Genomic DNA, 20,899 nt, shown 5'->3' on the forward strand with positions numbered 1-20,899 from the left:
TCACCCCGGGCCGCGGGCACACTGCACTCATGAGCGACGACACTGCGACTACCCACGACGGCCCCGCGCCCTCCTCCGACGGCCCGGTGCCCTCCTCCGACGGCCCTGCGCCCTCCCACGACGACCCCGACCCCCAGCACACCCGCCCCGACGGAGTCAGCGACGAGGTGGTCACCGCCCTGGGAAAGCTCTCGGAGGGCCTCGAGGTGATCGAGCACGCCCGCGGCCTCCTCTACGGCTTCCACCGCCTGACCGGCATGGGCGACCTGGCGCTGGGCGAGGCCGCCGAGCTGCTGAGAGAAGCCGGGGCGCAGGAACTCGCCGACGCCCTCGAGCACGACGTCATCGGCCGCAACGCCATCCGCGGCCGCTGGACCTTCCAGATCGTCGAGGACTACGACGACGGCTACTACGCCTCCGCCAAAGCGTTCGAAGCACGAGCGCGCGACGAGCTCGCCGACGGCAGGCGGCACCTCTACGAGGCCGAGATGAAAGAGAACCGGCGCACCCACGGGGCGCCGCACCACGAGGCGACGCCCTAGGCGGCGGTCAACGGGTGGCGGCGAGCAGCGCCGTCAGCTCGTCTCGCACTCGCTCGAGCTGCGCCAGCGGCACGCCGAGCCGCTCGACGATCTGGCCGGGCACGGCCAGCGCCTTCTCGCGGAGCGCGTGCCCGGCGGGTGTCAGCGCGACATCGAGCGACCGCTCGTCGCCGGGGTTGCGCTCGCGCGTGAGCAGCCCGGCCGACTCGAGCCGCTTGAGCAGGGGGCTCAGCGTGGCCGGCTCGAGGAACAGCTCGTCGCCCAGGTCGCGGACGCGGAGCGGGCTGCGCTCCCACAGGGCGAGCATGACGAGGTACTGCGGGTGCGTCAGCCCGAGCGGCTCGAGCACAGGCCGGTAGAGCGCGATCACGCTGCGGCTCGTGGCGGCGAGAGCGAAGCACACCTGGCGATCGAGGGCGAGCGGGTCGGCTAGCGGGTCGGCGAGATCGGTCTTCGACATGCACCTAGATTAGCGCGTACACTAACTATTCGTGGACAAGCAGAAAGCACCGAACCCGTACGAGCACTCCCGCGGCCTCATCGGGCGGCTCAACCGCTTCCTGTACCCGATCGCCGGCCCGGCCTCGCTCGGCGCCGGGCACCCGGAGGAGCCGTACCGGGCGCCTGCGGATCCGTCGTGCCCGGTCTGCGGCACTCCGCTCCGCCTGCACGACATCCAGCGCGGCACCGCGTCGCGTCCGTCGCAGCTGAACTGCCCCGTCTAGACGCCCGCGCGGCCCTCGGCGAGCCAGGCGAGGCGCCGGAGGGCCTCGACGTTCCGGACGTTCAGGGCGGCCGCCATCAGCGGCGCCGGCACGAGCCGGCCCGGGCCCTTCGAGGCGTACTCCTCCATGCGCACGACGCACCCGCCGGGCCGCGGCTTCGCGTCGATGATGACCGTCGCCTCGCCGATCGGCCAGCCCTGAGCGACGAAGTGCGCGTGACGCGGGGCGTCCCACGCGACCACGTGCGTGGTGTCGTCGATGACGGCGGGCCACACGCCGAAGGAGTGGTGGATCTCGGCGCCCACGGCGGGCCAGGCGTCGTCGACCCCGCGGATCCGCGAGGCCCCGACGACCCAGCTCGGGAAGAGCCAGCCGTCGGCCAGCACCTCGAAGACGGCCTCGGGCGGTGCGGCGATGAAGCGGTGGCGGACGGACACGGTGCTCCTCTCAGGCCCCGACGGACAGATCGGGAAGGGTGTGGATGCCGAACTCGTGGCGGAGAGCGCTCCGCGCCGCGTAGGCGCCGCCGAGGCCATGGACGCTCGGCCCGGGCGGCGCGGACGACGAGCCGAGGTAGACGCCGGGGACGGGCGTGCGCCACGGATCGACGTCGACGACCGGTCGGGCGATGAGCTGCCGGACGCTGGGTGCGCCGGTGGCGATGTCGCCGCCGACGTAGTTGGGGTTGTAGTTGCCGAGTTCCTGCGCCGTCTTCGATGCCGACGCGAGGATCGTGTCGCGGAAGCCCGGGGCGTACTTCTCGATCTGCCGGGTGATCGTCTCGGTCTGGTCGACGTCGGAGTCGCGGGGCACGTGGCTGTAGGTCCAGAGCACGGCCTTGCCCTCGGGCGCGCGCGTCGGGTCGACGGTGCCGGGTTGGACGGCCAGGACGAACGGCACGTCGGCGTGGCGGCCCTGCGCCACCTGGCGCTCCGAGAGCGCGACGCCGGCCCGGTCTCCGCCGAGGTGGACGGTGGGCGAGCGGCGGACGGTCTCGTTCAGCCACGGGACGGGCTCCGACAGCGCGAAGTCGACCTTTGAGGCGGCGTTGCCGTAGCGGAAGCGGCGGAGCGCACGGGAGTACCAGCCCGGGAGGCGTTCGCCGCCGATGTCGGCGAGCGAGCGGGCGCTGACGTCGAGCACGACTGCCTGGGCGTGGCCGACCTCGTCGAGCGAGGCGACCTCGACGCCGGTCTCGATCGTGCCGCCGTGGGCGACGACGTCGGCGGCCATCGCGTCGACGATGCTCTGGCTGCCGCCTTCGGGGAGAGGCCAGCCGCGAGCGTGAGCGTGCACAGCCAGCGCGAGGCCTGCCGCCGACGCCGAGAGGCTGGGCATGGGCCGGATCGCGTGCGCCATGACGCCCGCGAGCATGGACGGTGCCAGGTCGCTGCGCCAGCGCTCGTTCCACCACGGCATGCCTTGATCGAGCATCGACAGTCCGAACAGGGCGATGGTTGCCGGGTGTCGGGGAACCTGGAGCAGGGCGGAGAGGGAGAACTCGGCCAGAGCATCGTCCCTGTCGACGAGGTCGGCGAGCAGACGGCGGTACGAGGGGCCGTCGACGCCGAGGCCGGCCACCGTCTGCTCGAGGTCGCGGTAGGCGATGCCGGCTCGGCCGCCGTCGAGGGGGTGCGCATAGCTGACGTCCGGCGTGATCATCCGGATGCGCTTGTCGAGCTCGAACCGGCGGAAGAACCCCGACACGGCGCCCATCGGGTGCACGGCCGAGCAGACGTCGTGCCGGAACCCGGGCAGGGTCAGCTCGGCTGTGCGCGCTCCCCCGCCGATCGTGTCGTTCCGCTCGAGGACGGTGACCTTCACGCCGGCGCGCGCGAGAACGACCGCAGCCGCCAGGCCGTTGGGCCCGGCGCCGACCACGATCGCGTCGTCGGTCACGCGCGCTTCTTGAGACCGGCCACGAGGGCGCCGACGCCGGCCGCCGCAGCGCCGATGGCGGCGACGTACGACACGGTGCGGTGCTGGGTGTACCAGATCTGCGGGCTGGTCGATTTCGCCTTGTCGCTGAAGATGCCGCGCGACCCGTGGTCGCCGGCGACAGGCTCGTAGAGGTTGGACGGCAGCATGGGGTCCTTCTTATCAGGAGCCTGCTGGCCGGAGTAGCCCGTCTTCGCCAGGTACACGTCGAGGAACGGAGCGACGAAGCGGTTGCCCAGCACGGTCATGACGGTCGGCTCGCCGATCCAGCTGCGGCGGCGCGGGCTGTCGGCGACGTCGGCGACGGCGCGGGCGCACGTCTCGGGCTCGAAGATCGTGGGCACCGGCTGCGGGTGATGCGGCAGCTGCGACTTCACCCAGTTGAACTGGACGGTGTTCATCGCCGGCATGTCGACCTGCGAGATGCGCACGGCGCTCTTGTCGTGGATCAGCTCGGTCAGAACCGACTCGGTGAAGCCGGTGATCGCGTGCTTCGACGCGCAGTAGGCCGCCTGGAGCGGGATGCCGCGGTGCGCCAGCGCCGAGCCGATCTGGATGATGTGGCCGCGGTTGCGCGGCTTCATGCGCGTCAGGGCCGCGCGGGTGCCGTTGACGAAGCCGAAGAAGTTGACCTGAACGGCGCGCTCGAAGTCGCGCGGCTCGGTGGTGACGAACTCGCCGAACACGCCGGCCATCGCGTCGTTGACCCAGAGGTCGATCTCGCCCAGATCGCGTTCGATCTGCTCAGCCGCCGCCTCGACGGCGTCGTTGTCGGCCACATCGACCGAGAGGGGCAGGGCCCGCCGGCCAGCGCGCATGACGTCGGCCGCGGCGCCCTGCAGGCCGTCCTCGCCCCGGGCCAGGATCGCGACGTCCCAGCCCCGCTCGGCGAGCTCTCGCACGATGGCGCGGCCGAGGCCTGCGGTTCCTCCGGTGACTACTGCGATCTTGGCGGGCATGGAACTCCTTGGGTCGGCTCTCCAGTCTGCTCACTCGCCGCTGTGGAGGGGTACAGGGAGGAGTGCGCGCGCCGAACGCCGCGGAGCCGGGCAAGATGGCCCCATGACGACGCTCGACCGCATCCGCCACATCACCGTCGCCGTGTGCGCCGTTCTCGCCATCGTCGGGTCGTTCATCGGCTCCGGCGCGGCCGGCGGCACGCCGATCGCCGAGGCCGCCGGCGGGGCGCTCGCCGCCGACGCCACTCTCGTCGCACCCGGCACCGGCGCGTTCCAGATCTGGGGCATCATCTACGTCGGCCTCCTCGCCTACGCCGTGTGGCAGTTCGTGCCCGCGCAGGCGACGGCCGAGCGCCACCGCCGGCTGGGCTGGTGGGTCGCCGCATCGCTGCTGCTGAACGCGGCGTGGATCCTCAGCATCCAGTTCGACCAGCTGTGGCTGAGCGTGCCGGTCATCGTCGTGCTTCTCGTCGTGCTCGGCATCACGTTCCGCATCGCGTACTCGACCGTCTCGACGAACCCCCTCGACGCGGTGTTCACCGACGGCACGATCGGCCTCTACCTCGGCTGGGTCTGCGTCGCGACGGTTGCCAACGTCACGGCGTGGCTCGTCGACCTCGGCTTCGACGGCCTCGGCATCGCCCCCGAGGCCTGGTCGGCCGCCGTCGTCATCGTCGCGGGGCTGGTCGGCGTCCTGCTGGCGGTCGTCGGGAACGGGCGCCTCACGCCCGCGATCTCGCTCTCGTGGGGGCTGGTCTGGATCGCCATCGCCCGACTCTCGGGTGCGCCGCAGTCGACGCCGACGGCGGTCGCCGCCCTGGTCGTCGTGGCTGGCGTGCTCGTCGTCACCGCCGTGTTCCGGGGCCGGCGCCCATCGCGCCACCCCGCGCGCGTGCCGTCGCCCCGCTAGCCGCCCGCCAGCAGCTCGGCCTCCGCAGCGGCGCTCAGCCCCGCCCGCCGCACCCGGCCGACACCGCGCTCGACCTCGTCGACGAGAGTCCGAGCGATCGTCTCGCGGAGCGGTCGGAGCACGCCGCCCGACGCCACGAACTCCCTGTTGCAGCGCCGTGCGAAACCCGTCGCGTCGGCGGGAAGCCACAGCGGCAGCGAGCGGGGGCCCGCCCAGTAGTCGACTCCGGCGGCGATCAGCGCGGCGTCGTCGAGGGTGCGGAGGGCGCCGTCGAAGCCCACGACGTCGGCGACCTCGGCGAGGTACGTGCCGAACGGCACGGGCTCGCCGACGGCGTTGACGATGCCGGTGCGGCGGCGCGTTCCTGCGCTTGTGATCCAGGAGGCGAGGTCGCCGACGTCGATCGCCTGGACGAACCGGTCGTCCGTCTCGGGCACGACGACCGCGCCGCCCCGGCTGAGGCGAGCCGGCCAGTAGCCGAAGCGGTCGGTCGGGTCGCCGGGGCCGACGATGAGGCCGGCCCGGGCGATCAGCAGGCGGTCTCCCACCGCGTCCGCCGTGTCGCGTTCTGCGGCGACCTTCTGCTCGCCGTATCCGTTGGACCCGGGCTCGAGAAGCCGGGCCGACTCGTCGGCGCCGGGCTCGTCGTCGCGGGCGTAGACCGAGATCGTCGACACGAGCGTCCAGTGCGCGGCCCGAGCGGCGAGCGCTTCGAGGGCGGAGCGCACGAGCTCGGCGTCGTACGAGATCTCGACGACGTCGTCCCAGTCGCCGGTCAGCGCGTCGTAGGCGCCCGGCTGCCGGCGGTCGGCGCGCACCAGGCGTGCCCCGGCGGGCACGTCGCCGGAGTCGCCGAGCGCGAGGCACACCACCTCGGCGCCGCTGTCGACGGCCCGGCGGGCGACCTCGCGCCCCAGCCAGGCCGTGCCGCCGAGGATCAGCACGCGTCTCATGCCCCCACGCAACCACGCCGAACCCGGTCGCGGCTGGCCCGTCCGCTCCCGGCAGACGCCGCGGAGAAATTCAAGGAGATTGTGACGTCGGCCCCGGGTCGATCGCCGTGCCGCGGCCCCCAGGGTGAGAATCTCCTTGAATTTCTGGGAGCGCAGGAACTCAGCCGCCCGCCAGCGCCACCATCTCGGCGACGGTCCCGCGCAGCGCGGCGGCCAGCGCCGTCCGCGACACGACCGGTTCGCCGTGCACGGCCACCATGAACGCGCTCATGACGAACGCCACGGCGACGTACGCCACGTGGTCTCCGCCGGGCTCGGCCGTTCCTGTGCGCTCGGCGACGGCCGACACGATCGCCCCGCGGAGCTCCTCCATCCACGCGTGCACGGTCGGCACGAGCTCGGGGTGCTGGTCGATGAGCCGCTTCATGCGGACCCGGTCGGCCGGGAGGTCGATGGTGTGGGCGACGAGCTCGCACAGGTCGCCGATGAGGTCGGCCTGGCCCCTCCCCTGCCGGAACCGCTCCAGCACGTCGTCGCGCACCACCGGAGGGGTGAGCCCGACAGCGGCGGCGGCCTTCGACGGGAAGTAGTTGAAGAACGTGCGAGTAGACACGTCGACCTCGGCGCAGATCTCCTCCACCGTCACCCCGGCGAGGCCGCGCTCGAGCACGAGCGTCGTCGCGGCCTCGTGGAGGGCCTGCCAGGTGCGCTGCTTCTTGCGCGCCCGGAGGGAGGCGGCCTCGTCCGGGTCGGACGAGGCGAGCCACTCGGGGGCGGGCGCCGTGCTGGTCGTCACGATGCGGTCGATCAGGCGGCCGCGGCGGCGGAGTTCGACTGCTCCTGCAGCGCCGAGTGCTGGCGCAGCGGCGGGACGCGGAAGAACAGCGAGAGGACGAACGCGAGGAGCACGACGCCGAGCCCGACCCAGTAGATGCTCACGGCCGAGGCGTTGAAGCCGGTCATGAACGGGCGGGTGAGGCGCTTGTCGGCGCCGTTGAGGTACGACGTGTCGCTGGTCTCGCTGGCCGAGGAGCTGCTCGACGAGGTGCCCTTGCCGAGCTGCGTGACCAGCGTCGGGACGACCTGGTCGACGTAGTGCTCGCGCTGCGAGGCGTTCGACCAGTCGACCGTCAGGGCGCCGTTCTGCACGGTGGCGTGGGCCTTCGTCGCAGCGGCCTTCAGGGCGGCGGCCTCCGCGGCGGGTGTCGCGGCGGCGACCTGCTGGTCGATCACGGTCTGCTGGGCGGCGGCGGGGACCGTTCCTGCGGCCACCTGCTTCTCGACGGCGGCGGTCACCTGCTGGGTGACGGCGTCGTCGGCGGCCTGCTTCGCGGCGGCGGTGCCCTTGTCGAGGCCCGCCTGTATCTGCTTCTGGATCGGAGTGACGATCGGGGTCCAGATCTGCTTCATGACGCCGGCGTTCTCGCTCGCGGTCGCGACCGTCGGGTTCGTGGCGGCGTCGAGGGCGGCGGTGAGGTTGTCTTTGTCGGCCGTCGCGTGGACGATGTTGGTCGGCAGAAGCGAGAACAGCACCGAGAGCAGCACGGCAGTGCCCAGCGTGCCGCCGATCTGGCGGAAGAACGTGGCCGACGAGGTCGCCACGCCCATGTCGCGAGGGGCGACGGAGTTCTGCGAGGCGAGGGTGATCGTCTGCATCAGCTGGCCGAGACCGAGTCCGATGAAGAACATGCCGATCATGAGGAACCAGAGCGGTCGGTCGATCGTCATGAAGGTCAGGACGGCGAAGCCGATGGCGGTGAACGCGGTGCCGATGATCGGGAAGATCCGGTAGCGGCCGGTACGCGAGACGATCTGGCCCGAGACGATCGAGGCGATCATGAGGCCGCCGATCATCGGCAGGGTAGCGAAGCCCGACTCGGTGGGCGTGAGGCCGGTGACGATCTGGAGGTAGAGGGGGATCGTCAGCATCGCGCCGAACATGGCGAAGCCGACCAGGAAGCCGAGCAGCGTGGCCATCGAGAAGGTGCTCGACCGGAAGAGCTTGAGCGGGATGATCGCGTCGTCTTTCATCTTCGTCTCGATGACGAGGAAGGCGACCAGGCCGACGAGGCCGATCACGTAGCAGGCGATCGCCTGGCCGGAGCCCCAGCCCCAGGTGCGGCCCTGCTCGGCGACGAGGAGGAGCGGAGCGAGGGTGAGGATCACCGACGTGGCGCCGAGCCAGTCGATGCGCGGGCTGCGCTTCTCGCCGACCTTCGGGAGGTGCAGGAAGGCGATCACCATGAGGAGCGCGGCGATTCCGATCGGCACGTTGATGAGGAACACCCAGCGCCAGCCGGAGATGAAGAGGATCTCGTTCGCGCCCGAGAACAGGCCGCCGATCAACGGCCCGATGACGGACGAGATGCCGAAGACGGCGAGGAAGTAGCCCTGGTACTTGGCGCGCTCGCGCGGCGCGAGGATGTCGCCCATGATGGCCAGCGGCAGCGACATCAGCGCGCCGGCGCCGATGCCCTGGACCGCGCGGAACCCGGCGAGCATCAGCATCGTCGTCGAGAACGACGACAGCAGCGAGCCGAGGATGAACATGCAGATGCCGAAGATGTAGAGCGGACGTCGGCCGAAGATGTCCGACAGCTTGCCGTAGATCGGCGTCGAGATCGTCGAGACGATCAGGTAGGCCGTGGTGACCCAGGCCTGCTGGTTGAGACCGTGGAGGTCGTCGCCGATGGTGCGGATCGCTGTTCCGACGACGGTCTGGTCGAGAGCGGAGAGGAACATCCCGGCCATGAGGCCGTAGATGACCAGGAGGATCTGGCGGTGAGACATGATCGGGCGGCTGGAGCCGTCCGTGGTCTGCACCGGGCGCGGTGCGGTAGCTGTCGACATGGGGTCCTTCGGGGCGTGCTGGGGTGCGGTGTCGGAAGTCGCTGCGGTGAGTGCGCGCAGGGGAGGCGGGCGACGTTTTGCAGGGTTGCAAGATTACACACCATGCATAAGTGCCGTCAACGCAAATGCCCGGTCGGATGTGCGGCGCGTACGCTCGACCGGTGCCCGCCCCCGAACCCCTCAGCCGTCTCGCCCCGGCGCTGCCCGGTCGCGCCGTCATCTCGCAGCACTGGGGCGACCTCGCCTTTCTGCACTGGCGCGTCGATCCCGCCCTGGTGGCGCCGCACCTGCCACCCGGCGTCGAGCCGGACGTCTTCGACGGGTCCAGCTGGGTCGGCCTCATCCCCTTCGAGCTGTCGCACTCCGCGTTCGGGCCGTTTCCGCCGGTGCCGTGGCTCGGCCGCTTCGCCGAGACCAACGTGCGGCTCTACGGCGTCGGCCCCGACGGACGCCGCAGCGTCGTCTTCCGCACCCTCGAGGCGTCGAAGCTCCTCCCCGCCGTCACGGCCCGCGTCGGGCTCGGACTGCCGTACACCTGGGCCGACATGTCGATCGTGCGCGGCGGCGGGCTCATCGCCTACTCCAGCCGCAGGAACTGGCCCGCCGCCGACGGCCCCGTGCCCCGCCCCCGCACCCGCGTCGTCGTGCGCCCGCGGCCCGGCGCCGTCGTCGACGACCCCCGCGCCGACTTCCTCACCGCCCGCTGGGGAATGCACGTCGCGCGCGGCGGCCGCACCCGGTTCTGGCCGAACCACCACGCGTCGTGGAGCCTGACGGCGGCCGACCTCGTCGAGCTCGACGACGAGCTGCTCGCCGCCACGGGGTTCGCCGGCGTCGCGGCGCGGCCGCCCGACTCGGTGCTGTACTCACGGGGCGTGTCGACGCGGTTCGCGCTGCCGGCGCGGCGTTCGGCTTAGGCACCCGCCGCGGCTGCGGGTTTCTGCCGCCGGCACGGGTGCCGCTCTGCGGGGCCTCCCCCGAACCCGCCGAAGCGGCGCAGACCCGCCGTCGCGACGGCGGGCGTGTGCCGATCCGGCGGGTTCGACGGCGGCGTCCGGGCGGGGCGTCAGCGGACGCGCGGCGGCCCGGCGCTCTCGCGCACGACGAGCGGCGGCCGCGACGTCGACCGCGCGACCGCGGCATCGCCGTCGAGCTGCGCCTGGAGCAGCTCGAACGCCCGGCGCCCGAGCCCCGGGAAGTCCTGGGCGATCGTGGTGATTCCCGGCCGCCAGATCCGCGCCAGGGGGTGATCGTCGAACCCGACGACGCTGACGTCTGCGGGCACGTTCCTGCCGGCGTCGCTGAGCCCCGTGATGACGCCCATCGCGATCTCGTCGTTGCCGCAGAAGATCGCGGTGACCGAGTCGTCGGCGGCGAGGCGGCGGCCGATGCGGACGCCCGAGGAGGCGTCCCACGTCGCCGGGATGATCTCGGGCACCTCGGCCCCGGCCTCCACGAGCGCGTTGCGCCAGCCGGTCGTGCGGTGGTCTTCGTCGCGCGAGGCCGGCACGGTGACGTGGTGCACGGTCGGATGCCCGAGCGACAGCAGGTACCGCACGATCTCCTCGCCGGCGGCGACCTCCTCGATGGAGGCCTGGGAGACCTCGTCGGACACTTCTCCCGACACCGCGACCCGCGGGATGTCGGGCGGCAGCGCCTCGAGCACCCGCACGCCGACCGGGTCGAACTTGAGCACGATGATGCCGGCGAGCGGCTGGCCGAGCACGAGCTCGACGGCCCTCTGCGCCTCGTCTTCCGTGGGGTTCTCGACGACGGAGATCACGACGAAGTACCCCTCGGCGCGAGCGGCGGTCTCGATCCCCTGGATCGTCGCGGAGTAGCCGAAGATGGCCGTCTCGCTGGTCATGACGGCGATGATCCGCTGCTTGCCGCTGACGAGGGCGCGCGCGGCGCCGTTCGGCCGGTAGCCGAGCTCGTCGATGGCGAGCAGCACCCGGTCGCGCTTGTCGGGCGACACCTTCGCCGCGCCGGTCAGCACGCGCGAGACGGTCGGCACGGAGACGCCGGCGACACGGGCGACGTCGGCGATGCTGGCCGGCTTTGCAGTGGCACGCGACATGGTGTGCCCACTGTACTGGCTGACCTCCGTCACGATCCGACGACCGCGACCCCGGTGGTGAACGCGTCGAGGGTCGCCCGGACGAGCCGCGGACCGGGTGCGCCGTCGACGGCGCCGAGTCGCAGCTCGGTCACGCCGACGCCGATGGTGACGGGCACGCTGATCTCGCGGGGGCTCTCCCACGACGACGTGAACCGGAACGGCACCCTCTGCACGGCGTCGCCGGCGCTCAGCTCGAGGAACCTCGTGATCACGTCGGCGTTGTAGAGGTGACCGGTCGCGCGGTCGGCGTTCGCGAACTCGATCGTGAGCAGGTATTCGCCGGCACGACCCCCGCCCGCCGGCGAGATGGAGGCGTCGAGCGGCAGGGAGTGCTCGGCGCCCGCACCGAGATCCCAGACGGCGAGGGGCGGGGTCGACGACGCCGTGACGTCGACGTGCTCCACCACGGCGGCATCGGCGGCGCCGACCGTCACGACGGAGAGCCCGAGGGGCAGGGCCACGGTGGCCGAGCCGTGGGAGTCCAGCGGCACGGGCCTGCCGTCGACGGCGAGGCGGGGAGTTCCTGCGCTCGTCGCCACCGAGATCCGGTGCGCACCCCGGTGCGCGACTGCCACGAAGAACCGGGCGCAGGAACTCGGCCCCACCCGGACCGCGATCGGCCCGGTGAGGGCGCCCTCGCGATCGTGCACCAGCTCCGCCCCCTCGTCGAGCCAGGCGTCGAGCGCCCCGCGGCGCTGCGTGCCACCCGTCGTCGCGCGGGCGAGCCGCAGGCCGTCGATCGCCACATCGCCGGCTCCCGACTCGTCGTCGGCGCGACGGCGGGCCATGACCCGGTGCGACCCCTCGGCGAGCTCGACCGGCACGTCGGCCCGGCCGAAGTAGAACCGCGACAGCGTCGCCGGCAGCTCGATGCCGCCGAGCGAGACGCCGTCGACGAGCAGCTCGACCAGGCCGGGGCGCGCGTCGGTGCCGTAGACGAGCCCCAGCAGGTACTCGCCCGCCTCCGGCACGGCGACGTCGAACTCGACCGAGCTCGCCGCGTGCGGGAGGCCCGCAACGGCATAGCGGCCGGCTCCCGTGTACTCCTGCGGGTCGTCGCCGTGGCGACGCAGGGGCGCCTGGACGATGCGCGCCGACTCGACGCCGACGGCGGTCGACCACGGCGCGGGATCGGGGTCGGCGCCGGGGCCTGCGGGGGTCACGACGACGAGGTACGCGGCCTGCGGGTCGCCACCCGGCAGGCGCACGGAGGCCCGACCGGAGGTCACCGGCGTCTCGGCGGTGAGGATGACCGGAGGAGTTCCTGCGTCGCCTTCGTAGCCCGTCCACGTCGTGCGCGAGACGGTGACGCGCGCGGACTCCCCCGCCCAGTCGACGCCTCGCAGCTCGAGGTCGACCTCGTCTGCCGTGCCGCCCACGATCACTCGGAGCACGAGCGAGTCGGCGTCGACTGCCGCGAGCGCGCTCACGCTGTCGCGGACGCCGGCGTGCGGGAGGGTCACGCCGACGGTGCGGCCTCGGAGCGAGGCGTACCAGTGCAGGAGCCACCAGCCGCCGTTGGCCTGGTTGGTGCCGACCGCGTGGTCGTCGAGGTTGCCCGCCATGGTCCAGTAGGCCAGGTCGGCGTCGACCCCGGTGCCCTCGAACAGCGCCAGCCACTGGATCAGCTGGCCGGGGTTCGACATGTCGCGCTTGTTGCCGTACTCGTCGATGTTGATCGGCAGCGGGCCGACGCCGAGCCGGCGCTCCAGGGCGCGGTAGTGCGCGAAGTGCGCCGGGTAGCGCTCGAGCGACGACGGCGAGAGCTCGTGCCAGCTCATCACGTCGGGCAGGACGCCCTCGTCGCGGGCGAACTCCAGGAAGTCCGTCACGCGCGCCGGGAAGTACTGCGACTCGTTGGGGCCGGCGATGCGCGCGCCGGGATCGACCTCGCGGATCGCGCGGTAGACGGTCGCCCAGTCGGCGAGGAACCGGGCGCGGCCCGCCTCCGACCAGTCGGAGTACCAGATCCAGTCGCCCTCGTTGAAGGGCACCCAGGTGAAGCGGCGGCGATCGGCCACCCGGCCGACGAGGTCGCGCACGAGGTCGGCGTAGGCGTCGATGCCGAGCTGCTCGTACGGCCACTCGCGGAGGGCGTCCTGGAGGTAGACGACCATCTCCTCGCCGCCGGCGGCGAAGTAGCCGTCGGCGAGCACCGCCGCGTCGCCGCCGGGGTGCTGGGCTCCGCCCGGCGCCTTCTGAGCCATGGTGCGCGGCTTCACTCCCTCGACGAGCGCGCGCGACGGCACGCCGGGCTCGCCGAGGCCGTAGAGCATGCCGGCCGCTCCGCCGTGGACGTCGCTGCCTGTCTGGGTCGCGTCGACGACGACGGTGACAGCGGGCCGCTCGGTCGTCAGCCGGAAGGTGCGCGCGGCGACCTCGCCGCCGGTGGCGCGCACGCGCAGGATCCCTGCGGCGGCGTCCCACTCGGTCTGCCACGGATCGAGTCGCGCGGGGAAGACCGTGTCGACGAACAGCTCCCGACCGCGGAGGTCGGGCAGCGGCACCTCGATCGTCGCGACGGAGCCCGCGCGGCGCCAGAGCGTCAGGTAGCGCGCGTCGGCGGAGCCGATGGCGAGTGCGACCCAGGGGGCGTCCCACTGGTCGATGCCGAGCGGCCACGACGCGTGCCCGACCGCGAGGTCGGCGCGGATGCGCTTGTGCGCGGCAACGGCCTCGGCGACGAGGGTGGTCTGCGCGATCGACATCGTGTCGACGTGGCCCGAGAGGTAGAAGCGCCCGAGAAGGGCGGTGCAGAGGGTGAAGGCCAGCGCCTCGTCGCCCATGCCCGGCTGCGGGTAGGCCCAGTTGGCGGCCTGCTCCGGGAGCATCATGAGCGGGGCCGCCGCCGCGATGGGCGGGTACGCCTCGGGCTCCTGCTGGTCGCTGGTGGACTGCAGCTGCAGGCGCTGGAGCATCGCCTGGTCCATGCGCATGGCGCCCGACCCGCAGTTCTCGAGCACGAGCCCGGGGTGGCGATCGAGTACCGACTCGAGCCACGCGAGGTGCGCCCGGTTGTGGTCGAGCAGGGCCGCCCCGGGACTCGTGGCGGCCACGTCCGTGCCGGCGCCCGGGTTGATGTTGTAGTCGAGCTTGAAGTAGCCGACGCCGAACTCGGTCACCAGCCTGTCGACGGCCTCGTCGAGGTGGGCGACGACGGCCGGGTGCCGGAAGTCCAGGTGGTAGCGGCCGTGCTCGACGATGCGCACCCCGTGCCGCTGCAGGAAGGCGTCGGCCGGCAGCGTGTCGGCGGCTCGGCTCGTGACGCCCACGACCTCGGGCTCCAACCAGAGTCCCGGGGTCATGCCGCGGTCGCGGATGTGCGCGATGACGCGGTCGAGACCGCCGGGGAACCGCACGGTCGACGGCTGCCAGTCGCCCACCGAGAACCACCAGCCCGAGTCGTCGTCGTACCAGCCGCAGTCGATCACGAAGTACTCGACGCCGGTCTCGGCGGCCGCGTCGATGAGCGGCAGCAGCTTCTCGGTCGTCGGGTCGCCCATGAGCGTGTTCATGTAGTCGTTGAAGACCACGCCGAGCGCCGCGTCGTCGGGGTGCGGGCGCCGGGCCGCACGCCGGAAGTCGGTGAGGGCCGCGATGGCGCCCTCGAGGTCGTCGCCGGCGGCCACGGTCGCGGGGACGGTCTCGAGCGACTCGCCGGCCGCGAGCACGCCCAGCCACTGGTGGTCGGCGTCGGTGGGGCCCGAGAGGGCGAGCGAGGTGCCCTGCTCGTCTTCGGCGATGTCCCAGCGCCAGCCGCCGTTGTGCTCGATCTGCCAGGCGAGCGCTCCGCCAGACCCAGCCTCGAGCACGCCGGTGGGCAGTGCCCGCGAGGTCGACCAGGTGCCCTCGGAGGCGGCGACGATCGCGCCGCGGCTGCCGGTCCGGTGCTCGGCGAGACGGAGGTCGGCGAGACCCGCCTCTCGGAGCGGCTTCCGCGACCAGCGCGCCTCGCCGATCCAGTCGCTGGCGGCGCTGGCGAGAAGGAGGTCGTCGGGGCTCGAGACCGCGGCGTCGCCGAGCCCGACCCGGAGCGCGAGGCTCGCGACCGAGCGCACGACCCGAGTTCCTGCGCCCGCGGCATTCTCCAGTCGCACGGTCGAGCGGACGGCGAGGCCCGTCGACGGGAGCGAGAGGCGCAGGAACGCCGACAGCCCGCCGGCGAGGCCGTCCTCCTCGAGGGTCACCACCAGCGACCGCCACCCCCGCTCGTCGACCTCCTCGACGTGGGAGGCGTAGCGCAGCCGCGCACTCACGTCGCCCAGCGTCAGCCGCGACGTCGACGGAGCGTGCCCCGAGTCGACGGTGACGACCTCGACGGCAGGCTGGCCGGACGGCGCATCGGCGGCGGACCCGCGGCGCCCCAGGCGGAGGACGCGCAGGGCTTCGCCCGGATCCTGCCTCAGGACGATCTCGAGGTCGTCGTTGCCGAACTCGATGGTCACGCTGTCGAGGCGGCCCGACGTGCGCTCGGGGGCAAGGGTCACTTGACTGCTCCTGCGGTGATGCCGGAGACGATCCGGCGCTGGGCGACGATGAAGACGATGAGCATCGGAAGGCTCATGATCACCACGTACGCGAAGATGAGGTTCCAGTTCTGGGTGTACTGCGTCTGCGACGCGACCTGGAACAGGTTGAGCGGGAGGGTCGAGGTCGAGCCGCCGCCGAGCACGAAGAACGCGTAGAAGACCTCGTTCCAGACGCTGAGGGTGACGAGGATCGTCGCGGTCGCGATGACCGGGCCGAGCAGCGGCAGGATGATCCGCAGGTAGACCTGGGTCGGGCGGGCGCCGTCGATGCGGGCGGCCTCTTCCAGCTCGACCGGGATGCTGCGGACGAATCCGGTCACGAAGAAGATGACCGTCGCCATGAACATGCCCATATAGACGCCGACCATGCCCAGGACGGTACCCGCGAGGCCGAGGTTCTTGAGCGTGAGCACGATCGTGATCACGGCGGGCGGGAGCACGATGCCCGAGATGCCGACCGAGTAGAGGAACGACATGACGCGGGTGGTACGGCGGGCGAGCACCCACGACGCGGCCGAGCCGACGACGAGCACGCCGACGACGCTCGGCACCGTGACCAGGAGGCTGCCGAGGAAGCCGCCGACGATGTCGCCCTGCGTGAAGACCTGGGCGTAGTTCTCGGCGATGTTCCAGACCTTCGGCAGGGCCAGGTTCGGCGACTGCGACTCCCCCGTGGTCTTGAACGAGTTGACGAGCACCATCCACATCGGGATGCCGACCACGAAGAGCGTGACGATGACGACCCCGATGGGCCGGACGTAGTCGCGGGCGTGGCGGCGCGACGTCCGGACGGGAGCGGTTCTTCCGATGGCGGTCACAGGACTTCCTCCCTCTTGCGCAGGAACTTGATGACGGGGAACGCGATGATGATCACCACGAGGAACAGGATGAGGCTCATGGTCGTCGCCTGGGCGTAGAGGCCCTGGCCGAACGTGCGGTAGATGAAGATGTTGAGCACCTCGGTGGTCTGGGCGGGCCCGCCCTTCGTGGTGCCCTGGACGACGTCGAAGCCGTTCATGGAGCCGAGCAGCGCCGTGGCGACGTTGAAGGTGAGGGCCGGGGCGAGCAGCGGAAACCTGATGCTTCGGAGCGTGCGGAGCCAGGAGGCGCCGTCGATCTTCGCCGCCTCCAGGACGTCCTCCGACATCGTCTTGAAGCCGGCCAGGTAGATCAGCATGCTCAAGCCCATGAACTTCCACGACTGGACGAGGGCGACGACCACGATGGTCCAGGTCGTCGAGCCGAGCCACGGGATCGAGACCGAGTGGCCGGCGAACAGGCCGAGGAAGCCGTTGAGGGCGCCGTCGGGCTGCAGGATCGCCTGAAAGATGTAGCCGACCGCGAGCGACGACATCAGGACGGGGATGAAGAAGAACACGCGGGCCGTGCGGTTGAGCCGCGTGTCCTTCTCCAGGAAGAGCGCGAGGACGAACCCGAAGAGGTTCTGGAACACCGCCACCAGAAGCGCGTAGATGAGCGTCGTCCGCAGGGACACCAGCACCTGGCCGTCGCTGAACAGCGAGACGAAGTTGTCCCAGCCGATGAACGCGACGCCCGGGTGGAAGGCCGACCAGTTGGTGAACGCGTAGACGAAGTTGAGGATCGTCGGCACGAAGAAGAAGACCGCGAGGATCGCGAACGCCGGGATCAGGAACCAGGCCGGGTACGACCTCGCCTGAGCCCGCGCGAGCGAGCGGAGATTCTTCGTGTTGTGCCGTTCGGTCTTCGACGGCCCTCCGGGAGCCCGGCCCGGCCTCTCGGCGGGGCCGGCGTCTCGACGGAGCACGTCGGAGTTCGGCGCTTCGGTGGCGGATGTCATCAGAATCCCTTCGCGCCCTGGGCCTTCGCCAGCTGGGCGAACTGCTTCTGCGTGGTCTCGGCGACCTGCTCCGGGGTCTGCGTGCCCTGGATCATGTTGGCGAGGTTGATGTAGAGGTCGGGGTTGGCGATGGCGAGCGACTGCATGGAGCCGACCGACGTGCCGAGCGACGCCGCGATGGTGTCGGCGATCTTCGGCACTCCGGCGGGGCTGTCGACGCCCGTCTCGATCGACGGGGTGCCGGCGGCCTTGATGAACGAGGCGTAGTCGGTGGTCATCCAGAAGTTCAGGAACTGACGGCTGGCCGCCTCGCGCTTCGCGTCGCCGGTCTTGAAGGCCACGACCGCGTTGCTGTTGTCGGGGATGTTGGTGCCGATGGCGCCGTCCCCCGAGATCGGGAACCAGCCGAGCTTCTTGTCGATCTCGGACGTCGACGCAGTGGTCTGGATCTGGTTGAGGTACGAGTTCACCTGCAGCACCATTCCGACCTTGCCCGACAGGAGCGAGGTCGCCTGCTTCTCGAAGGTGCCCGTCTTGATGTCGGAGTTGAAGTAGCCCTGGTCGATCAGGTCTTTGTAGTTCTGGATCGCGGTGAGCATCGTCGGCGAGGTGAACTGCTGCTTGTTCTCGTTGACGTCCTTCCAGAAGGTCGGGGCCTTCGACCCGAGCTGGGCCTGCGGCCACCACTGGGTCGGCCACTGGGTGGCGCCGGCCTCGTAGAAGGCGGTGCCTCCGTCCGCCTTGATCTTCTTGGCGTCGGCGAGCATCTCGTCCCAGGTGGTGGGCTCGTCGGTGATGCCGGCATCCTCGAATACCTGCTTGTTGTAGTACATGCCCATGACGCTCGGCGAGGTGACGAGGGCGGCGTAGCGGGTCTTGCCGACGAAGCCGGTGATGTCGCGGACCGACGGGTCGATCTTCTCGAGCCACGGCGCCCCGTCGAGGCTGAGCAGGTTGGTCGGTGCCTGCAGGGCCGTCAGCTCGCTCGTCGTCGGCTGCCAGCTGGCGAGGTCGGGCTTGTCGCCGGTCGCCACCTTCGTCAGCAGGCTCTGCTCGTAGGGGTCGGGGTAGGCGACCTTCTTGAACTTCACGTTCGTCTTCTTCTCGAAGGCCTTGATGACCTGGTCGATGGGCCCGCCGGCCACGCCGCCGCCGTAGGTGAGCGTCACGCCGGAGAGGTCTTTGCCCGGGTCGTTCCAGACGACCTTGCCCGAGTCGTCGCCGCCCGAGCCCGAGAGGCTGCCGCCGGAAGCGCAGCCCGTGAGGAGGAGGGCGGCCGAGGCGACCAGCGCCAGGCCGGTCGCGAGGGAGGATTTCTTCATTGAGTGTCCTGAGTTCGTAGCGAGGGGTTAGTGGTGCGGGGTCGCCGAGATCGCCGCCGGGTGGGCAGCGAGACGGGGTCGACGGAGCCGCCGGCCGCAGTGCCCGACGGCTTCGTCAGGTGGGGCGGAGGGTGCCGGTCCGTCGATTTTTGAAAACGTTATCAGAGAACTCGGGCGGCGCAAGGGGTGCCCCTGAAAACGTTATCAAAATCGTGACGACGGGCCCCGGGGGTAGCGTCGAGCCATGGACCTTCAGATCTCCGACCGCGTCTACCTCGTTCTCGGCGGCGCCGGCTACATCGGCTCCGCCATCGTCGACCGGCTCCGCGCCGAGGGGGCCATCGCCATCTCGGCGTCGCGCCACGCCGTCGACGGCATCGCGATCGACGGTGCTGATCCTGCGTCCGTGAAAGCGGGGGTCGACGCCGCCGTGGCCCAGCACGGCCATCTCGACGGCCTGATCGTGACGGCCGCCCCGAGCGCGTCGACGCTCGACGCGGAGCGGCTCTCCGACCCGGAGCAGGTGCTCAGCGCGTTCGACGGCAAGGCGATGACCTTCCTGCGCACCGCGAACGAGGTGATCCCCCACCTCCGGCAGCGCGGCTTCGGCCGGATCATCGGCGTCTCGGGGCAGAACGCGTACTTCACCGGCAACATCACGGCGTCGATCCGCAACGCGGGGCTGAACATCGTCGCGAAGAACCTCGCCGACGAGCTCGCCGGCTCGGGCATCACCGTCAACACGGTCAACCCGGGCGTCGTGGCCGACGAGCCCCGAGCCGAGGTCTCGCGCGCGGGAGCCGGCCAGTCGAGCCCGCAGCAGATCGCCGACCTGATCGCCTTCCTCGCGTCGCCGCTCTCGTCGACGTCGGGCGAGCAGATCGCCGTCGGCCACCGGGTCCTGGGCATCGCCAGCGCCTGACCCGACGACGGATGCCGCCGCCGAGGTGGCCGTGGGCGTCGGGGGCGGCAACGCGACCCGACGGCCACGGCCATCTCGCGAGCAGCGGGCGGCGCGCGCCGAAACCGGGGGCGACTCTGGGGGCGACGGCTCAGGGGGTGACGGCGACAGCCTGCAGCAGCGCGAGCTTCTCGGCCGACGCGCTGCCGGGCTCGGCGTGGTAGACCGCGACCGTGAGGTTCGGGGCCTCGCCGACGACCAGCTTCTCGCGGCCGAGCTCGAGCTCGCCGACCTCGGGATGGTCGAGGCGCAGGATCGCACCCCGCCGCCCGCCGACGTCGTGACGATCCCAGAGCCGCCGGAAGCGCGGGCTCGCGATCGAGAGCGTCCCGACCAGCTCGACGAACCTCGGGTCGTCGGTGTCCATGCCTGCCGCCTGCCGGAAGTGCCCGATCAGCTGCTCGGTGGCGGGCTCCCAGTCGACGAACAGCGCGCGCTCGTCGGCGTCGAGAAAGACGTCGAGCAGCCGGTTGCGCCCTGAGGCCAGGCGAGGCGACAGCGCCGTGGCCATCGGGTTCGCGGCGAGCACGTCGAGGTATCGTCCCTCGACGAACGCGGGCTGCGGGAGCTGCGCGAGCAGCCGCCGGACACCCGGGGGCACCGTCTCGCGCTGGGGCCGACGGCGGGCGACGCGCGGCTTCTCGGCGCCGAGCGCGAGCAGGTACGCGGAGCTCTCGTCGTCGAGCAGGAGCACGCGAGCGATCGACTCCAGCACCTGCAGCGACGGGTTTCGGTAGCGGCCCTGCTCCAGCCGCAGGTAGTACTCCGCGCTGATGCCCGACAGCATCGCGACCTCCTCGCGGCGCAGCCCCGCGACCCGGCGGGTGCCGACGACGGGGATTCCCGCCTGCTCGGGGGTGACGAGCTCGCGACGCGCACGCAGGAACTCGCCGAGGGGGTTCGGCTCTTCGGTCATGCTCCACGGTAGGCCGATCGCGCCCGACTCCGGGTGGGTGCGCCGCTACCAGTACGGCGGCGGACGCACCGAAGCCCGCCGCGCCTCTCGGCGTGACGGGCCCCATCGGGTCGTCCGGAGCATCCAATCCCCGGACTGATCTCCCCCGGGCGAGCCCGGTGAAGACTTCCTCCCGCCGTCGACCCTCGGGCGCGGCGCAGTCGGAGACACGGAAGAGCCCGCCGCGATGGCGGCGGGCTCTTCAGTGATGGTGGGTGCTACTCGGCGATCTGGGCGGCGATGGTGGCGGTGCCGACGAGGAGTCCGGGCTTGACGGCGTCGGTCTTGAACGTGGAGTTCAGGAGCTTGGCGGC

General features: G+C 71.6%; 18 protein-coding genes. 5 read left to right on the top strand and 13 right to left on the bottom strand.

Annotated features, from left to right (window positions below; all coding sequences use genetic code 11):
• The first annotated feature begins 29 nt into the window (after positions 1–29).
• The gene (locus EDF46_RS04890) at positions 30–542 is read left to right on the top strand and encodes a hypothetical protein (RefSeq protein ID WP_233579824.1); all 513 of its coding nucleotides are present in this window, start codon (positions 30–32) and stop codon (positions 540–542) included.
• A gap of 7 nt (positions 543–549) precedes the next feature.
• Here EDF46_RS04890 and EDF46_RS04895 read toward each other — a convergent pair whose 3' ends face one another.
• Positions 550–1,002, bottom strand: coding sequence for a MarR family winged helix-turn-helix transcriptional regulator (locus EDF46_RS04895; protein ID WP_123505107.1), 453 nt, complete (start codon positions 1,000–1,002; stop codon positions 550–552).
• Positions 1,003–1,033: 31 nt separating this feature from the next.
• Here EDF46_RS04895 and EDF46_RS04900 point away from each other — a divergent pair, with 31 nt between their 5' ends.
• Positions 1,034–1,267 (top strand): hypothetical protein, encoded by a 234-nt coding sequence (locus EDF46_RS04900; protein ID WP_233579825.1) that lies wholly within the window; start codon positions 1,034–1,036, stop codon positions 1,265–1,267.
• Here EDF46_RS04900 and EDF46_RS04905 read toward each other — a convergent pair.
• The 3 genes from EDF46_RS04905 to EDF46_RS04915 are packed head-to-tail and all read right to left on the bottom strand — an operon-like array spanning position 1,264 to position 4,164.
• Positions 1,264–1,704 (bottom strand): SRPBCC family protein, encoded by a 441-nt coding sequence (locus tag EDF46_RS04905; protein WP_233579827.1) that lies wholly within the window; start codon positions 1,702–1,704, stop codon positions 1,264–1,266. The genes EDF46_RS04900 and EDF46_RS04905 overlap by 4 nt on opposite strands.
• Before the next feature lie 10 nt (positions 1,705–1,714).
• Positions 1,715–3,166, bottom strand: a complete 1,452-nt coding sequence (locus tag EDF46_RS04910) for an NAD(P)/FAD-dependent oxidoreductase (protein WP_123505109.1) — start codon at positions 3,164–3,166, stop codon at positions 1,715–1,717.
• Positions 3,163–4,164 carry an SDR family oxidoreductase gene (locus tag EDF46_RS04915; RefSeq protein WP_123505110.1) on the bottom strand — a complete coding sequence of 334 codons (1,002 nt, stop codon included), beginning with the start codon at positions 4,162–4,164 and terminating at the stop codon, positions 3,163–3,165. The genes EDF46_RS04910 and EDF46_RS04915 overlap by 4 nt, the downstream gene beginning before the upstream one ends.
• 103 nt (positions 4,165–4,267) lie before the next feature.
• Between EDF46_RS04915 and EDF46_RS04920 the strand changes: the two genes are divergently transcribed.
• Positions 4,268–5,074 (top strand): tryptophan-rich sensory protein, encoded by an 807-nt coding sequence (locus EDF46_RS04920; RefSeq protein ID WP_123505111.1) that lies wholly within the window; start codon positions 4,268–4,270, stop codon positions 5,072–5,074.
• On the opposite strand, the gene EDF46_RS04925 is transcribed toward EDF46_RS04920, so the two are convergent.
• The 3 genes from EDF46_RS04925 to EDF46_RS04935 form a co-directional block, all read right to left on the bottom strand.
• Positions 5,071–6,027, bottom strand: a complete 957-nt coding sequence (locus EDF46_RS04925; protein ID WP_123505112.1) for an NAD-dependent epimerase/dehydratase family protein — start codon at positions 6,025–6,027, stop codon at positions 5,071–5,073. The two genes, EDF46_RS04920 and EDF46_RS04925, sit on opposite strands and share 4 nt — an antisense overlap.
• A 160-nt stretch (positions 6,028–6,187) precedes the next feature.
• Positions 6,188–6,823 (bottom strand): TetR/AcrR family transcriptional regulator, encoded by a 636-nt coding sequence (locus tag EDF46_RS04930; protein WP_123505113.1) that lies wholly within the window; start codon positions 6,821–6,823, stop codon positions 6,188–6,190.
• An 11-nt stretch (positions 6,824–6,834) separates the two neighbouring features.
• Positions 6,835–8,877 (bottom strand): MDR family MFS transporter, encoded by a 2,043-nt coding sequence (locus EDF46_RS04935; RefSeq protein WP_233579828.1) that lies wholly within the window; start codon positions 8,875–8,877, stop codon positions 6,835–6,837.
• A gap of 161 nt (positions 8,878–9,038) precedes the next feature.
• On the opposite strand from EDF46_RS04935, the gene EDF46_RS04940 reads away from it, so the two are divergent.
• Positions 9,039–9,794 (top strand): YqjF family protein, encoded by a 756-nt coding sequence (locus tag EDF46_RS04940; RefSeq protein ID WP_233579830.1) that lies wholly within the window; start codon positions 9,039–9,041, stop codon positions 9,792–9,794.
• A 149-nt stretch (positions 9,795–9,943) separates the two neighbouring features.
• Here EDF46_RS04940 and EDF46_RS04945 read toward each other — a convergent pair whose 3' ends face one another.
• The 5 genes from EDF46_RS04945 to EDF46_RS04965 are packed head-to-tail and all read right to left on the bottom strand — an operon-like array spanning position 9,944 to position 18,669.
• On the bottom strand, positions 9,944–10,957 hold the full coding sequence (locus tag EDF46_RS04945) for a LacI family DNA-binding transcriptional regulator (RefSeq protein WP_123505114.1): 1,014 nt from the start codon (positions 10,955–10,957) through the stop codon (positions 9,944–9,946).
• A 29-nt stretch (positions 10,958–10,986) separates the two neighbouring features.
• Complete coding sequence (locus tag EDF46_RS18675; RefSeq protein WP_123505115.1) at positions 10,987–15,486, bottom strand: alpha-galactosidase; 4,500 nt, start codon at positions 15,484–15,486, stop codon at positions 10,987–10,989.
• Complete coding sequence (locus EDF46_RS04955) at positions 15,483–16,346, bottom strand: carbohydrate ABC transporter permease (protein WP_233579831.1); 864 nt, start codon at positions 16,344–16,346, stop codon at positions 15,483–15,485. Before EDF46_RS04955 ends, EDF46_RS18675 begins: the two co-directional genes overlap by 4 nt.
• On the bottom strand, positions 16,343–17,347 hold the full coding sequence (locus EDF46_RS04960) for a carbohydrate ABC transporter permease (protein WP_233579833.1): 1,005 nt from the start codon (positions 17,345–17,347) through the stop codon (positions 16,343–16,345). Before EDF46_RS04960 ends, EDF46_RS04955 begins: the two co-directional genes overlap by 4 nt.
• Positions 17,347–18,669 (bottom strand): ABC transporter substrate-binding protein, encoded by a 1,323-nt coding sequence (locus EDF46_RS04965; protein ID WP_123505116.1) that lies wholly within the window; start codon positions 18,667–18,669, stop codon positions 17,347–17,349. The genes EDF46_RS04960 and EDF46_RS04965 overlap by 1 nt, the downstream gene beginning before the upstream one ends.
• A gap of 244 nt (positions 18,670–18,913) precedes the next feature.
• On the opposite strand from EDF46_RS04965, the gene EDF46_RS04970 reads away from it, so the two are divergent.
• The gene (locus tag EDF46_RS04970) at positions 18,914–19,591 is read left to right on the top strand and encodes an SDR family oxidoreductase (protein WP_123505117.1); all 678 of its coding nucleotides are present in this window, start codon (positions 18,914–18,916) and stop codon (positions 19,589–19,591) included.
• 130 nt (positions 19,592–19,721) lie between these two features.
• Here EDF46_RS04970 and EDF46_RS04975 read toward each other — a convergent pair whose 3' ends face one another.
• On the bottom strand, positions 19,722–20,546 hold the full coding sequence (locus tag EDF46_RS04975) for a helix-turn-helix domain-containing protein (RefSeq protein ID WP_123505118.1): 825 nt from the start codon (positions 20,544–20,546) through the stop codon (positions 19,722–19,724).
• Positions 20,547–20,899: the final 353 nt, after the last annotated feature.

This window comes from Frondihabitans sp. PhB188 (assembly GCF_003752365.1).
In the GTDB taxonomy this organism is placed as follows: domain Bacteria; phylum Actinomycetota; class Actinomycetes; order Actinomycetales; family Microbacteriaceae; genus Frondihabitans.

What these genes read in the sequence shown, in the direction of transcription:
- EDF46_RS04915 (WP_123505110.1), bottom strand. Translation starts at nt 4,164, where the DNA reads ATGCCCGCCAAGATCGCAGTAGTCACCGGAGGAACCGCAGGCCTCGGC.
- EDF46_RS04945 (WP_123505114.1), bottom strand. Translation starts at nt 10,957, where the DNA reads ATGTCGCGTGCCACTGCAAAGCCGGCCAGCATCGCCGACGTCGCCCGT.
- EDF46_RS04970 (WP_123505117.1), top strand. Translation starts at nt 18,914, where the DNA reads ATGGACCTTCAGATCTCCGACCGCGTCTACCTCGTTCTCGGCGGCGCC.
- EDF46_RS04965 (WP_123505116.1), bottom strand. Translation starts at nt 18,669, where the DNA reads ATGAAGAAATCCTCCCTCGCGACCGGCCTGGCGCTGGTCGCCTCGGCC.
- EDF46_RS04935 (WP_233579828.1), bottom strand. Translation starts at nt 8,877, where the DNA reads ATGTCGACAGCTACCGCACCGCGCCCGGTGCAGACCACGGACGGCTCC.
- EDF46_RS04960 (WP_233579833.1), bottom strand. Translation starts at nt 17,347, where the DNA reads ATGACATCCGCCACCGAAGCGCCGAACTCCGACGTGCTCCGTCGAGAC.
- EDF46_RS04975 (WP_123505118.1), bottom strand. Translation starts at nt 20,546, where the DNA reads ATGACCGAAGAGCCGAACCCCCTCGGCGAGTTCCTGCGTGCGCGTCGC.
- EDF46_RS04890 (WP_233579824.1), top strand. Translation starts at nt 30, where the DNA reads ATGAGCGACGACACTGCGACTACCCACGACGGCCCCGCGCCCTCCTCC.
- EDF46_RS04920 (WP_123505111.1), top strand. Translation starts at nt 4,268, where the DNA reads ATGACGACGCTCGACCGCATCCGCCACATCACCGTCGCCGTGTGCGCC.
- EDF46_RS04925 (WP_123505112.1), bottom strand. Translation starts at nt 6,027, where the DNA reads ATGAGACGCGTGCTGATCCTCGGCGGCACGGCCTGGCTGGGGCGCGAG.
- EDF46_RS04895 (WP_123505107.1), bottom strand. Translation starts at nt 1,002, where the DNA reads ATGTCGAAGACCGATCTCGCCGACCCGCTAGCCGACCCGCTCGCCCTC.